Genomic DNA, 14,420 nt, shown 5'->3' with positions numbered 1-14,420 from the left:
ATTCTTGACCCGCAGAGACGAAGCCGTGAACGGTCAGTGCACAGGAAGCGGGAATAGATAGCGAGTCTGCTCGTCCATCTCTTCGCTCCGCGGGAGTACCTCACCGTCGTAGATGACATCGATGAGGTTCTTGGTTCGCTCGTCAAAGATGAAGGCCGCGCCGCGAGCAACTGTCGTTTGATACTTCTTATCCCGCAAGTACTTCGCAGCTCGGGCGACGGTGTCCTCTCGCGTCTGGTGGCGAGGTTGCGTCGCCCACACGAACGCCCACGCCTCCGCCTGCGTGTTGCCCGCGTCTTCGAATCGGCTTTGACCCTGGCCATCCTTTCGCGGTTGCGCAAGCATCTTTCGGGCGATCCGCGCCCAGTGTCGCTGAGTAGGTCCATCGCCCGACAACAGCGTGGCGCCGATGCTCAACCAACCGAAGTCTCGGCGGGACGCGAGTTCATCGACGAAGCGGTCCATGGGCCTAGCAGTCCGGCGCGGTTTCGGTGAACTAGGCGCCTGCGGGTCGATCTGAGACTGATGCCAGGTGTCGAGGGGTCCGGTTCGCGGATGGATGAAAACCTGTTGCTGCTCCTCCCGGCGACGCCGGTCGTGTTCGTCGGTCTCTGAGGCATAGGGAAGCTCAGCGGCCATCACCTTCGGGTCCGGCGCGACATAGAGGCCAGCATCAAGGTAGTACAGGAACAGGTCTAGTTCGTCCACGGCGAAGTAGAAGTCGGGCATCTCCGGATCGCGGCGGCGCCGAAGATAGAGGAGGAAATCAGCGGGGCGCTCGACTAGCTGCGCGATGATCTGAAGATCGTGGATCGAGACCAACCACGGCACTTCCCCGGCGTTCAGCAGCCCGGCGTCGACCAGCGCAGTGGTAGCGGTGGCTACCTGCGTGAGATCCTCAAGAGTCAGCGCAACCATGTGCACCTCGAGCACTCGAGACAGATCCAACCACTCATCCGATTTCAGGCGGACGCCGCCATCTCTTTCAATGCGCTTCTTGAGCCGGCTTGCCTGTGTAGCTGCCCGCGAGATCATGTCCGTCAGGTTGCGACGTAGTTTTCCAGGCACACCAGCGCGCGCGTCGGGCGTAATTGAAACGGCCTTGGCTTCAACGATGACAGCGACGTCGTCGACGATGAACAACATGTCCCCTTCGACGCGCTTGGTGTACTTACTCGGAGGAAGCAGCTCTTCCGCCTCGTCGGCCGGAATGAAGTAGTCGAATGCGAAGTAGGTGGTCGCTCCGGGCAGCATCAGTTCGAAGGCGATTCTCCCGATGTCCTCCAAGACATCGCCTCGGTGCTTCTGATAACGCTCCCATTCGGGACTGCTTCGTATGGTGAGCTCGAGGTTCTCCCGAACCGCTGGCAGGACGAGCGCCTCGTGGACGAGAATGTATCGCCCCTCCGCAGTCCGTATCACTGGATGCGTGCGAAGGGGGTTATCTCCGGCAGCGAACGCATTCAAGATTTCCCGGGCCGAACGCCTTGCTGACGAGACGCTGAAGTGATTGAGGACAGCCCGGGTCGTCTCTTCGCCACATCGGGCCACGGCGTCGATGTCGGACGCCGAGAAGACGACGAGATCCGCAGTCGGCTGCCAGAACTCGTTAAACGCCACTTTCTCCTCTGACGTGAGCACCAATTCGTTGACGCCGGCAAGAAACGTAGGCCGCGCACCGAGGGCGGCGATAAATCCTTCCGAGCGCTCATTCGTCGAGCTCATCTGAACCTCGTTTAGTGCGGTCAGCACACTGGCCGCCTCTCGAGCCTCGAACCCAAGGGTGCGTTTTAAGAAGCCAGCGACACTCGGAGTATCGAGGAGCAAACCGTGGGTCCGGGAGACCATGTCAGGGTAGGAGCTATTTCGCACCCAGACCTCTCGTCCGCCCACAGAAGCCGTGATACGCGCCAGCGGATCGTTCTGCGCCTGCAGGGCACGGAGCGCCGACGACCGGTGAATAAGGTCGCCCACAGCGGAGACCCATCCGTGGGCCTCAACGTACAGGCTGTTCGTCGGCTCAGCACGGGCTGATCCAATGTCGATTCCACCGGCGACGGTGAGCGCCAACAGAGCAAGAAGCTCAGCCTTCGTTAGACCGCCGTCGGTGTCCGGTTTGACCAGTCCACCAACTTGCCACGGCAGGCACGCGATGCGTGCGAGCTCCACGACGCGCTCAGGACGGTGTCTGTCGAGTTGCGCAACGAGAGTCGCGAGTCCACTTTCAATCTCCGAATCGAGCGCGCCGACTGGATCCCCCGTGTCGATTGCCTCGCGGATCATTCGTTCATACTGCTCCTCCACCGCGCTGCGCTCGTCGGCGAGCATGGAAGGAAGCGCAGCGCTCGATTCCCGCCGAGGGCGTATCCGCTTTCGTTTCATGGGTTCACCCAACCACGTGTAGTCCCGCAGCCGAAGATGTTCGCGCCGGCGGCGGCCTCTTTCGCCTTGCGCGCCTAATGCAGTCCGACCAAGCCGACGACAAAACCCGTGACACCGACAAGCCCCGCTACAACGACGCCCGCGACGGTGGCTGCAGCGACGATGTCGTCGGCGGTCACTCGAACCACCGGGATTCCGCGTAGGTCAGGTCGCGACGATGACCGTTCGCGCAGACCCACTCATCGAAGGCGAATGGAACCATCGTGGGGCGTTCACCGTTCGGCAACTCCGTCCACCGTTCCTGGGGCTTCACCCCAAGGGACATGACCCCTCCGCAGATTCCGCAATCGACCGCAGCCATTCCCTTACCTCCACTTCACGACGGTATCGCTCAGCACCGACATCGCGGTCGCCTAGCCGTCTACTACGACGCCTCGAACCTTGCTCTCGTAGTCGAGATCCATGGAAATGAACTTGCCGTGAAAGAAAAGACCTGAACGTCTCGGAGCGGTAATGCCGTCGGGTGGCAGCGTCACCGGCGACCGATACCCGAGCGGGCGCCCCCCGATGACGTGCTCGGGCAAACGTCCAATCACGAGCGTGGGATACGGCGCGACCCCGTCCGGTAGTTCCTCACCGTAATGGCGCCGCGCTGCGACGTGGAACATCGCGGCGTAGACGTTGGCAATCATCCAGGTCTCTGCCAGCACGACGGCGGCTTCCACGCGAAGCGAGACGGCCTCGACTCCCTGTTTGGGTGTTCCGTGCGGCCTGCTGAGGTAAGTAAGCATTGGCCTGTCAAAGATGGGCACCGACCTGCCTTCTCCGAATGCACTGGCGGGGATCTCGCCGAGTTCGTTGGGAGGCGTGGTGAGGAGCTCAATGCGAACATCTCCCCGTGCGCTCACCGCGAGGCCATGCTTCACCTTGTTGTGTGCCGCGTTTACCGATAGCTCGTTGTCGGTGAGCAGCGCACTGGCGTGATTCATCCACGCCACGGCAGTGTCCGCAGCCGCCGCCACGCGCTCGTCAACCACAGTGTCCGGGACAAACAGTGCCCCCAGGAACGCCTCATCGTCGGCGTTCAGCGCAGCGACCGTCTTCTCGACGACATCGACGAGCCTTGTCGGACTGTCCGCGACGGCCAACCAGGCGCAGCGCGCGTCCCCAGTTCGCGGCACGGCGACCGTAACCGAGTACAGAAAACGCATCAGCGCTTCCGCCGCCTGGTGTCGCAAGCTGAGGGCTTCGACCGCGACCTGGGTACGGCGATCTTGCTCTCCAAACTCGAGTAGTGCATCACCGCCAGTGAGGTTGATGGACGAGAAGAATTCCGGATACTCCTGAGCCGTCGGTGTGGCCGCGGAGCGTTCGGCGGCGAGAATGGATGAGATCCGTGACGCGAAATACGCGGCCGGGCGTGAGAGGAAGAACTCATCATCCAGCTTCTTCGCGTATTGCTCACTCAAATTCACGGCATCCGCACGTAGGTGAAGGTGCATGGGGTTCCTCTCGACGTCTGGCGATAGTCTGCCGCAAAGTTGCCCGCCTAATCCTGACGCCCCAGTGGGCCTTGCGCGGGCGGGGCCGCCGCGCTCAGCACCCGGCTAGCGTTTAGGAAACGAAGTCTTCCGCGGCCGTCCTGAAGTCGTCATTGATCTTGATAACGAGCGCTATCGTGAGCTTCAGGGCCGTGAGATAGGGCCCGAAGTGTGCGGCTGCCCCCTCCGCGTCAGTCTGCGCGCCGTGGAGGTACTTGTTCCGCAGCTCCGGCCCGTTGCTGAACTCGTACTTGTTGAGCTGATAGTTGAAGTAGCTGGCCTCAGCTTTCGTCAGCAGCGTGGACTCGGCGCGTAGCCATCCACGTTGGATCATGTCGTCAGCGCGCTTGCGACCGAGTTCAGACTGGTGCGCGTAGCTTGCAGCCTCAGTGACGTACAGCGCCCGCAGAATCTTGAACTGCGCAACGCTAGCGATCTTGACCCGGCCCTCTCTAGCTACCAGCACTCCGGCATCCAGAAGCATGTCCAGAGTCGGCCTCTGATAGTCCTCGAACTGCTCGTACTGGACCTCGTTGCGAACGAGCAACTCAACCATGTTCTCTCCGCGAAGCTCTTCGTCGATGTAGCCCATTGAAGACTGATCCGAGAAGAGCGCCTCAAGGATTCCGGGCAACGCTGACGTCGCCACCGGATAGAGGTACTTCACCTCCACCATGCTCGGAACTTCCCTGTATCTCACCGCGTCCGATGTCATCGAGAGGAGTTCCCTGTCTATCTCCCCGTCTTCGACGAAACGTTCGAACTGACGGACAACGCTCTCCATTTCGACAAGTAGGTGTCTGGTCTTCTCGAGAAAGCTGGATTCCTTCGCAGTCGGAGAGAATCGGAAACCTCTCGCACCGAACTCCGCCGGGAGGTACTCCTCGAAGAACCACTCAATGGCGAGTTCCAGTTCGATCTCCTCGCCCTCAAGGAAGTTCCGAGCGAGCTGGGTCTGGAGCAACGAGCTGGTCTCGCGGTTCCGGAACTCCGCACCGACACGGTAATCGGTCGTCCCACTCATCATGATGAAACGCTCGACGACTGCGAGTTCCGCCCGGTAGGACGGAAGCGTCAGCATCACATCGTGATCCGCGAATCCAAAGAGGTGCTGGAAGTTGTTCAAGATGCTCGCAAAGTCAGTCGTCTGTTCCAACCAGTTTCTGCTGTACGAGTGAGTGGAGACCATGCCGTCGAGCGAGCTCACCGAGGGTTCGTCCTGATCCTCCGCTATGCCCATCTCGGCCCCAGCCTTGATCCCCGGGTTGTCCTTGAAGATGGCCTCAGTCTCTCGGGCGTTCCTTCTCTTAGCCTCCAGCTTCAGCCGAGCGTCGACACCCGTCGCCGGCGAGATCTGAGCCGTTTGGATGAGCCGCAGGTAGTTTGGGTTTGCGTCGGGCGCCTGCACATAGCGGCTCATCAGATCGCGTGCATCCCCAGGGCTGAAAGACGACGGGAGGTACAAGTCTCTTCGACGGTCGCGGGAGAAGTAGTGACGGATAACGATCTCCGCGTTTCGCGGTTCGCGCAGAATGAGCTCGCGCACTTGCGGGTCATACGTTTTGACGAGCTTCTTGCTACCGAGGATGTCCGAAAGGTGAACTCCCTCCGAGCTGAGTACTGTCAGCATGAGGTCCGCGGGGCACCTTTCGTAAACATGGTTCGCCGCCAGCAGTTCAATGAGGTCGGTCCGATACTCGAACGGAACATCGCGGATGATCTCCGCGGCGTTCGCAGCGTTGATGCGGGCAAAGTAACGCCCGACCTCGCTCGGCACGCGTGCGCTCGCGTCTGCAAGCTCGGCGATTTCGTCCGCCCGGAGGACCTCGGCGTGAAACCGGCTTCGAAGAATCTTCGCGCATTGTGGAGCTCGATAGCATCCGCGATGTGCCCCGGCCGGGGGCCCGAGTTGAGGCCGCGCAATATCTCGACAGCACGGTCGACCTGGATGTAGGACGCGATATCGCCCTCGCCGTAGAAGCGCAGCCGTCGCTCGTCAACCACGTCTCTCCCCCTCACCAGTAAGCTCGCTGGCGACAGCGTATCGTGCAGGTAAAACACGGGATCATCGACCCGACAGCCTCGACTCAAATGCTCACGGCTGGTCGCCTCCGCACAAGCGCTGCGGAAAGCAGGTTTGGACACGATCCGAGCCCCTTGAGTCGTACGGAAATGCCACTTGACTCGGACTTTCTGTGCAACGGTTGTCTGGAGTAGCCGTGGAACGCAAGCGCAGGCGCGCAAAGGCATTCCGCTCAAACTTCAGTCCGGACTGCGTGGTCAGAGCAGGTCAGTAGTCCGGAGTAGCTTTGGAAGACACCACGTGTGACTTACCGGGCTCTCCCCGCCGAAGGGTCCGTGACCGAGCGGCGTCAGGAGAAGAGCTGGCGGAGCGCTTCGAGGTCGCCGGAATCGACCACCTTCTGAACGGCGTCGATGGTCTCCTGAGTCGCGAACCTGCCCTTGAGCGTGCCGTTCCAGATCGCCCGCACGGTGTCCACGTCACCGGCATCGACCGCCGCGCCCGCGGACTCGATGGCCTGCTGGTAGGGAATCTGCTGGAACCCACCGGGGGCGTCATGAGGGCTGTAGTACGGCACCCAGGGAGGATCGGGGTCGGGCGTGAGCCAGAGCACCTGCCCAGGGTGGATATCCCGTCGGTGGTTCATCGAGCCGAGGTTCGGGTACGCGCAGAGCCGTTCAGCGACCACGGCTTCGACGTCGCCGGGCTCGACGGTATACGTCACCGGGGTGCCGTCCTCATCGACTGTCACCTCGCCCCGCGCGAACTCGCGCGCGCCGAGATCACGGAGCGTTCCGTGGCGCTCCCAATACAGACCGTCGCCGTCGCTGTAGACCTCTGACATGCCGGAGCATCTTTCCGGTTCCGTCGGTTTCGGCGTCGAGGCAGCCTCGGCCGCCGTCCGGAGGTCGACCGCGGGAGCGGATGCCTTGGGCGTCTGGACTGCCACCGGCGAGGTGCACCCGACGAGCACTGCGGCGGTCACACCGATCACGACGAGCGCGGGGGCGACCTTCTGCGTGCCGGACATGACGCCATACTGGCAGATCGCTTTCCCGTTCTCGATGCCTGGACGGCCGCGAAAAAGCATCCCATCCGAATCGTCATCGGTTCCGAACAGAGACAGGAAGGGCGATTTCGTGCGCCCTCCGCGCCGTCCGCACGACCGAGAGAAGCCCCGATGATCGAATCGTCGACACCACCGCTCGCCGCCCTCGACGGCCACCGCAACGTCACCGACCTGCTGGCTACGCGGGCCGCCGCCGCACCGGACCATGTGGCGTTCGAGGTCGAGGACGCGTCGACGGGCTCCTGGCGGCCGGTCACCACCCGCGCGTTCGAGGACGAGGTGCGCGCTCTGGCGAAGGGGTTCATCGCCCAGGGCATCCGAATCGGCGACCCCATCGCGATCATGGCGCCCACCCGCTACGAATGGGCCGTCGCCGACCTCGCGGCCTGGTACGCCGGTGCTGTCGTCGTGCCGATCTACGAGACCTCGTCGGGGTCACAGGTGGACGCGATCGTCGCGGATGCCGGTGTGCGCCTGGCCATCGGCGGTACGACCGAACATGCGGCGCTGCTCGAGTCGGCGCTCTCGCACGCCGGCGGAGTCACCCTCGGGGCGTGGGTGATGAGCGCCGAGACCTCGCCGTGGACCCTCCTCGACCTGGCCGCCCGCGGCATCGACGTGACCGACGAGGAGCTCGAGGCCCGCAGGACGGCAGCAACGCAGGATGACCCCGCGACGATCGTCTACACCTCGGGAACGACGGGCGAGCCCAAGGGCGTCGTGCTCACGCATCGCAACTTCCTCGGTCAGGTGCTGAACATCGCCGCGGCCTACCGCGAGATCGTGAACGAGTCCGGCAACACGGTCATCTTCCTCCCGCTCGCTCACGTGCTCGCGCGCGGCCTGCAGCTGATCTGCCTTGCCAGCGGCATGCGCATCGCGCACCTGTCCGACCCTTCGACCGTCGTCGCCACGCTCGACACCCTCCGACCGACGTTCCTGGTGGTCGTGCCACGGGTGCTGCAGAAGATCCAGGCGGCCGCCGCGGGCAAGGCCGCCGACAAGGGACTCACGAAGATCTGGGCGCATGCCGAGGCGACGGCCATCGCGTGGGGCCGCAGCGCCGAGCGAGTCGATGCCGGTCGTGGCGCCGCACGCACCGTCGGCCTGCGCCTGCGCCACCGCCTCTTCGATGCACTGTTCTACGGCCGCCTTCGCACGGTGATGGGCGGGCGGGTCGGCTACATCCTGTCGGGCGGCGCCGCCCTCGACGCCGACCTCTCGCTGTTCTTCCGCGGCATCGGGGTTCCCGTCATCGAGGGCTACGGACTGACCGAGACGACCGCACCGCTCACCGGCAACCTGCCAGGGCGCATCGCCTCGGGAACCGTCGGCGCACCGCTGCCAGGGCTCACGGTCCGCATCAGTGACGAGGGCGAAGTGCTCGCCCGCGGCATCGGCGTCTTCGACGGGTACCGGGACCCCGCGCACGACGACGGTGCGTTCATCGACGGCTTCTTCCGCACCGGTGATCTCGGGCGGCTCGACGAGCAGGGAAGGCTGATCCTCGACGGACGGCTCAAAGACGTGATCGTCACCTCGAACGGCAAGACCATCGTGCCGACCCGCTGGGAGAGCGCGGTCGAGGCGAATCCGCTGGTCTCGCATGCGGTCATGGTCGGCGAGGGGAAGCCGTATCTCTCCGCGCTGCTGGTGCTCGATCCGGAGCAGGCCGGTGCCTGGGCCGAAGCGCAGGGCAGCCGCATCCCCTCGACCAGCACGACCAGCCCGACCGACATCCGCACGGTGGACGACCCGGCCCTGCACGCTCACCTGCAGCAGTCCGTCGACGAGGCCAACGCGCTCGTCGCGCGCAGCGAGCAGGTCCGCCGGTTCAGCGTGGTCTTCGCCGACCTCGACGACCGTGGACTCGTCACCCCCACCATGAAGCTGAAGCGGAGCGTCGTGCTGGATCGCGCCGCCGTCGCCGTCGAAGACCTGTACCTCTGAGAATCGGAAAGCACACCATGTCCTCCCCCACCCCCACCCGTCCGACCTCCTCGCGCTCCTCTCTCATCGCGATCGTCGTCGCCCTCGTGGTCGGCGCGCTCGTCGCGATCGCCGGCAGCCAGGGCGGTGCGACCATCGGCGGCGTGCCGCTGTTCGCCCTCGCCGTCGCTGCGGCCTTCGCGATCCAGGTCATCGCGTTCATCCCCGCGATGTTGCTGCAGACCGAACGGTTCTTCGACCTGACGGGCAGCCTCACGTTCTTCCTGATCTCCGCAGCGCTCGTCCTGTCGACGCCGATGCCCGACGCGCGGAGCTGGATCCTCGCGGCGATGGTCATGCTGTGGGCCGCACGCCTCGGCTCGTTCCTGGCCGTGCGCGTGCACAAGGCCGGATCCGACGGGCGCTTCGACCAGATCAAGGGGTCGCCGCTGCGGTTCCTGCAGGTGTGGGTGATCCAGGGTGCGTGGGTGTCGCTGACCGCGGCCGCCGCCTGGATCGCGATCAGTGCGGATGCCTCCTCCCGCGCGCCGATCGGATGGCTGACCGTCGTCGGCATCGTCGTCTGGGCCCTCGGCATGGTGATCGAGATCGTCGCCGACGCCCAGAAGTCGGCGTTCCGCGCCGACCCGCGCAACCGGGACGAGTTCATCCGCACCGGCCTATGGTCGCGGTCCCGTCACCCGAACTACTTCGGCGAGATCGTCATCTGGGTGGGCGTCTTCCTCACCGCTGCCCCCGTGCTCGTCGGATGGCAGTGGGTCGCGTTGCTCTCCCCCCTGTTCGTGATCCTGCTGCTCACCCGCGTCAGCGGCATCCCCCTGCTCGAAGCGCGCGCCGAGAAGAAGTGGGGCGACCGGGCCGACTACGTCGCCTACCGCGAACAGACTCCGGTACTGATCCCGAAGCTCACCCGGCCCGCGATGCGGGAGACTGCCGGGTAGACGGGGTCCCGGCCAGCCCGCTCCGAGCCGCTTCTTCGTCACCTCGCACAAGCAGGAGCCGACACTCGGTGCCCGCGGACATGACTTCGAGCCCGGCACACGAGAGTGTGGAGACGAACCAGCGCGACGGCCGAATGCCGACCGCGAGAACAAGGGAGTCTCCATGTCCAGCGAAACCCTCGTCGTGCCGCTCGTCGATCAGCTCGACGCGTTCTTCGGGCAGTACACGGCCGCGGGTCAGTCGCCTGGTCTGGTGTACGGCCTCGTCGGACCCGACGGCCTGGAGCACACGCGCGGGTTCGGCACCGCCGACGACGAAGGCACGTCTCCCGACGCCGACACCGTCTTCCCGATCGCCTCGATGACCAAGAGCTTCGTCGCGCTCGGTGCCCTGCTCGCCCGCGACCGCGGCCTCCTCGACCTGGAGGCGCCCATCACCGACTTCTACCCCGAATGGCACGGGACCGTGGGCGACGAACCGGCAATCGCTCCGACCCTGCGGCAGCTGCTCAGCATGGGCGGAGGTCTCACCGAGGACAACTCCTGGGTCGACCCGTTCCTCGGCCTCTCCGAAGCGGAGCTGGTCGAACGGATCAGACCCGGCTTCAACTACAGCACCCACCCCGGAAGCGCCTTCGAGTACTCCAACATCGGCTTCACGATGGCCGGTCTCGCGGTGGGCACAGCCGTGGGCCGCCGTGTCGAGGACTGGGTCACCGATGAGATCCTGCGCCCGCTGGGGATGAACAGCACGTGGTTCGACAACCGCGCTCCGGAGGGCGGCTTCGCGAGGGCGGTCGGCTACTCGCTGGACAGCGCGGGCGACTGGGTGGGCTTCCCGTCGGAAGTGTCCGACGCCATGGCCGCGGCCGGTGGCATGCAGTCGACCATCAACGACCTCAGTGTCTGGGTCAGGTTCCTCGCGGCATCGACACTGCCTGGCAGCGACGATGCCGTGGTGAGCCGGGCTTCACGACGAGAGCTGCAGCGCATCCATCAGGTCGACATCCCCTCGCTGCAGGCCCGCCCCGACGGCTCCTGGAAGTTCGTCGCCGGCGGCTACGCGCTCGGCCTCTTCGTGCGCGAAGACCTGCACCGCGGACGCATCGTCACGCACAGCGGCGGCCTCCCGGGGTTCATCCTGAACATGGTGTGGCACGCGGGGTCCGGCATGGGCATCGTCGTCTTGACGAACAGCCACCGGAGCAACCCGGTCGCCCTCTCGGAGGAGGCGCTGTTCCGCGCACTCGCCTTTCACGACGCCCCCGCCCGCACCGTGCAGCCGTGGCCGGAGACACGTCTGCTGATGTCCGCGGCCGACGCGCTGATCCGGTTCTGGGATGACGACGCCGCTGCCGCGATCTTCGCCGACAACATCGACTTCGACCGCCCGCTCCTCCAGCGCCGGGCCGCGATCGAGGAGCTCATCGCCCTGGTGGGTCCGCTGCGCGACGACCTCGGCACGCCAGAAGTCGTCTCCGCGGCGACACCGGCCGACATCACCTGGTCGATCCCCGGCGAGCGCGGCGAGCTGATCTGCATGATCCACCTCACCCCGGTGCGGCCGGCGCAGATCCAGGAGTTCGAGGTCGTGGCGGTCGATCGGAGCGTTCCGCGCGCCGCCCGCCCGACCGACATCTCCGCCCGGCGCCGCGCCTACGCCCGCCCGACCGTGAGCTCGCTGCCGAACACGCACGTCATCTGACGTCGCGCCCGTCAGGGCGCCATCGAGTCAGCGGAGCGATCAGCCGCACGGTCAGCCGCGCGGTAGCGGAGCGGTCAGCCGCGCGGCTCGAACCGACGGACCGGATGCGTGGCGGCGACCAGCTCGCGCAGCCCCTCCAGGTCGGTGACCGCTGCGCCCAGCGCACGCGCCTGCACGAGCACGTTGCCGAGCGCGGTCGCCTCGACGGGGCCGGCCAGCACCGGCAGGGCCGAACGATCGGCGATGGCCTGGCAGAGGAGCGCGTTCAGGGATCCGCCGCCGACGAGGTGGATCACGTCGACCTCACGCCCGGAGAGGTCGGACGCCGCGCGCACGGTCTCGGCGAACGCCGCGGCGATACTCTCCACGATGCTGCGCGTGAACACGGCTCGCTCCGTCGGAGCGGATGCTCCTGACGCCTCGACCAGCGTCGCGATGCGGCTGGGCATGTCGCCGGGTGCACTGAGCGAAGGATCGTTCGCATCGAACAGCGGTACGTCGTCCGATACGGCGGCCGCCTCCGCGAGCAGCTCGGTCAGGTGGATGCGTGCACCGTCCTGAGCTTCCCACGCCCGCACGCTCTCACTCAGCAGCCACAGGCCGGTGACGTTGTGCAGGAAGCGGTATCGACCGTCTACGCCGAGCTCGTGCGTGAAGTTCGCCTCGCGCGCCGCATCCGTCAGCACGGGCTCCGCCAGTTCCAGACCCACCAGGCCCCACGTGCCGCACGAGATGTAGGCGGCTGAGGGCGATGTCATGGGGACGGCGACGACGGCAGAGGCGGTGTCGTGCGACCCGACGGCGATCACGGGGAGAGCCTTGCCGACGAGTTCGGCGAGCTCGGGCCGCAGCGACCCGATCACCGCGCCGGGGTCGACCAACGGAGGCAGGAGACGCGGCGGGATGCCGATGCGCGTCGCGAGGTCGGTGTCCCAATCACCGTCGTCGATGCTCAGCAGCCCCGTCGTGGAGGCGTTCGTGCGCTCGGCGACGCTGGCACCGGTGAGGAGGAATGCGACCAGATCGGGGACGAGGAGCACGGTGTCGGCCGCGGTCATCCGTTCGTCCACCCGGTACTGGTACAGGGTGTTGAACGGCAGGAACTGCAGGCCGTTGCGAGCGTACAGCTCAGAGAACGGCACGATGGCGTGCACCTCGGCGACGCCCTGAGCCGTGCGGGAGTCGCGGTAGTGAAACGGCTCGGCGAGGAGAACGCCGTCCGCGAGCAGGCCGTAGTCGACGGCCCAGGAGTCGATCCCGATGCTCTCGATCGTCGGCTCCCGCCGCACCGCCTCCGCCAGCCCGTCCACGACGTGCGCATACAGGGCGTCGAAGTTCCAGTGCAGTCCGTCCTCCCGCTCCACGGGACCGTTCGGGAAGCGGGACACGAGTTCGAGCTCGAGCCGCCCCTCCCCGATCCGCCCGATCATCACGCGGCCGCTGGTCGCCCCGAGATCGACGGCCGCGACCGCGCGCACGCTCATCGCAGGAACGCCGCGGCGACGCCGGAGTCGACCGGGATGTGCAGGCCCGTGGTGCGGCTGAGCTCGGGACCGGTCAGCACGTACACCGCGTCCGCCACGTTCTCGGGCACGACCTCGCGCTTGAGGATCGTGCGGTTGGCGTAGTACTGACCGAGGTCTTCCTCCTTGACCCCGTAGGTGGCGGCACGGTTCGCACCCCACCCGGAGGCGAAGATGCCCGAGCCGCGGACCACGCCGTCGGGGTTGATGCCGTTCACACGGATACCGTACTCGCCGAGCTCGACCGCGAGCAGCCGCACCTGGTGTGCCTGGTCGGCCTTGGTCGCGGAGTAGGCGATGTTGTTGGGTCCTGCGAAGACCGAGTTCTTCGACGAGATGTAGATGATGTCGCCGCCGAGCTTCTGGTCGATGAGCACCCGAGCGGCGGCCTTCGAGACCAGGAACGACCCCTTCGCCATCACGTCGTGCTGCAGATCCCAGTCCTTCTCCGTGGTCTCCAGCAGCGGCTTCGACAGCGAGAGCCCGGCGTTGTTGACCACGAGGTCGACGCCGCCGAAGGCGAGCACAGCCTCGTTCAACGCGGCCTGGACAGCGTCGGCATCCGCCACGTTCGCGGCGATGCCGATCGCGACATCGGTGTTCCCCAGCTCGGCGGCCGCCGCCTGCGCCTTCTCGAGGTCGAGGTCGGCGATCACGACGCACGCACCCTCGGCGGCGAGACGGGTGGCGATGGCCTTGCCGATGCCGGAGGCGGCACCGGTGACGAAGGCGATGCGTCCCTGGTGCGACTTCGGCTTCGGCATCCGCTGCAGCTTGGCCTCCTCCAGCGCCCAGTACTCGATGTCGAACTTCTCGGCATCCGAGATCGGAGCGTACGTCGAGAGCGCTTCGGCGCCGCGCATCACGTTGATCGCGTTCACATAGAACTCGCCGGCGACGCGGGCGGTCTGCTTGTTGGCCCCGTACGAGAACATGCCCACGCCGGGGATCAGCACGATGAGCGGGTCGGCGCCGCGGATGGCGGGCGACTCGGCCGTGGCATGCGCGTCGTAGTAGGCCTGGTAGTCGGTGCGGTACTGCGCGTGCAGCTCGTGCAGGCGGGCGATCTGCTCCTCGACGGATGCGGTGGCCGGCAGGTCGAGGATCAGCGGCTTGACCTTGGTGCGCAGGAAGTGGTCGGGGCAGCTGGTACCGAGGGCGGCGAGCGTCGGCGCCTTCTCGGAGGCCATGAAGTCGAGCACCACGTCGGCATCGGTGAAGTGCCCGACCATCGGCTTGTCGGTCGAGGCGATGCCGCGGATCGTGCCGGCGAGGGCCGCCGCGCG

9 protein-coding genes are annotated in these 14,420 nt (G+C 65.8%); 3 read left to right on the top strand and 6 right to left on the bottom strand.

Translation table 11 applies throughout. The annotated features are described in order from the left end of the window. Window positions 1-33: 33 nt before the first annotated feature. From AX744_RS14905 to AX744_RS14890, 4 genes are all read right to left on the bottom strand, one after another. The gene (locus tag AX744_RS14905; RefSeq protein WP_061017710.1) at window positions 34-2,328 is read right to left on the bottom strand and encodes a hypothetical protein; all 2,295 of its coding nucleotides are present in this window, start codon (window positions 2,326-2,328) and stop codon (window positions 34-36) included. Window positions 2,329-2,795: 467 nt separating this feature from the next. Then, window positions 2,796-3,884, bottom strand: coding sequence for a hypothetical protein (locus AX744_RS14900; protein ID WP_061017708.1), 1,089 nt, complete (start codon window positions 3,882-3,884; stop codon window positions 2,796-2,798). 112 nt (window positions 3,885-3,996) lie between these two features. After that, on the bottom strand, window positions 3,997-5,700 hold the full coding sequence (locus tag AX744_RS14895) for a hypothetical protein (RefSeq protein WP_061017706.1): 1,704 nt from the start codon (window positions 5,698-5,700) through the stop codon (window positions 3,997-3,999). A 595-nt stretch (window positions 5,701-6,295) separates the two neighbouring features. Beyond that, window positions 6,296-6,976, bottom strand: a complete 681-nt coding sequence (locus AX744_RS14890; RefSeq protein WP_061017704.1) for a hypothetical protein — start codon at window positions 6,974-6,976, stop codon at window positions 6,296-6,298. 150 nt (window positions 6,977-7,126) lie between these two features. Between AX744_RS14890 and AX744_RS14885 the strand changes: the two genes are divergently transcribed. From AX744_RS14885 to AX744_RS14875, 3 genes are all read left to right on the top strand, one after another. Next, window positions 7,127-8,965: an AMP-dependent synthetase/ligase gene (locus AX744_RS14885; protein ID WP_061017702.1), complete on the top strand. Its 1,839-nt coding sequence runs from the start codon at window positions 7,127-7,129 to the stop codon at window positions 8,963-8,965. Window positions 8,966-8,982: 17 nt separating this feature from the next. Continuing rightward, window positions 8,983-9,906 (top strand): DUF1295 domain-containing protein, encoded by a 924-nt coding sequence (locus AX744_RS14880; protein WP_061017700.1) that lies wholly within the window; start codon window positions 8,983-8,985, stop codon window positions 9,904-9,906. Window positions 9,907-10,069: 163 nt separating this feature from the next. After that, complete coding sequence (locus AX744_RS14875; RefSeq protein WP_061017698.1) at window positions 10,070-11,611, top strand: serine hydrolase domain-containing protein; 1,542 nt, start codon at window positions 10,070-10,072, stop codon at window positions 11,609-11,611. A gap of 74 nt (window positions 11,612-11,685) precedes the next feature. On the opposite strand, the gene AX744_RS14870 is transcribed toward AX744_RS14875, so the two are convergent. Both AX744_RS14870 and rhaD read right to left on the bottom strand, forming a co-directional pair. Continuing rightward, on the bottom strand, window positions 11,686-13,095 hold the full coding sequence (locus AX744_RS14870; protein ID WP_061017696.1) for a rhamnulokinase: 1,410 nt from the start codon (window positions 13,093-13,095) through the stop codon (window positions 11,686-11,688). Further along, window positions 13,092-14,420 (bottom strand): bifunctional rhamnulose-1-phosphate aldolase/short-chain dehydrogenase (rhaD, locus tag AX744_RS14865; RefSeq protein WP_061017694.1); only part of this gene is annotated, 1,329 nt, incomplete at its 5' end. The genes rhaD and AX744_RS14870, both read right to left, overlap by 4 nt.

The organism is Microbacterium sp. CCH5-D1 (assembly GCF_001557335.1).
GTDB classification, from domain to species: Bacteria; Actinomycetota; Actinomycetes; order Actinomycetales; family Microbacteriaceae; genus Microbacterium; species Microbacterium oxydans.
Note: the sequence above shows the minus strand (reverse complement) of the source record. Positions and strands in the feature narration are given on the sequence as shown.

What these genes read in the sequence shown, in the direction of transcription:
- AX744_RS14905 (WP_061017710.1), bottom strand. Translation starts at nt 2,328, where the DNA reads ATGCTCGCCGACGAGCGCAGCGCGGTGGAGGAGCAGTATGAACGAATG.
- AX744_RS14900 (WP_061017708.1), bottom strand. Translation starts at nt 3,884, where the DNA reads ATGCACCTTCACCTACGTGCGGATGCCGTGAATTTGAGTGAGCAATAC.
- AX744_RS14890 (WP_061017704.1), bottom strand. Translation starts at nt 6,976, where the DNA reads ATGTCCGGCACGCAGAAGGTCGCCCCCGCGCTCGTCGTGATCGGTGTG.
- AX744_RS14885 (WP_061017702.1), top strand. Translation starts at nt 7,127, where the DNA reads ATGATCGAATCGTCGACACCACCGCTCGCCGCCCTCGACGGCCACCGC.
- AX744_RS14880 (WP_061017700.1), top strand. Translation starts at nt 8,983, where the DNA reads ATGTCCTCCCCCACCCCCACCCGTCCGACCTCCTCGCGCTCCTCTCTC.
- AX744_RS14875 (WP_061017698.1), top strand. Translation starts at nt 10,070, where the DNA reads ATGTCCAGCGAAACCCTCGTCGTGCCGCTCGTCGATCAGCTCGACGCG.
- AX744_RS14870 (WP_061017696.1), bottom strand. Translation starts at nt 13,095, where the DNA reads ATGAGCGTGCGCGCGGTCGCGGCCGTCGATCTCGGGGCGACCAGCGGC.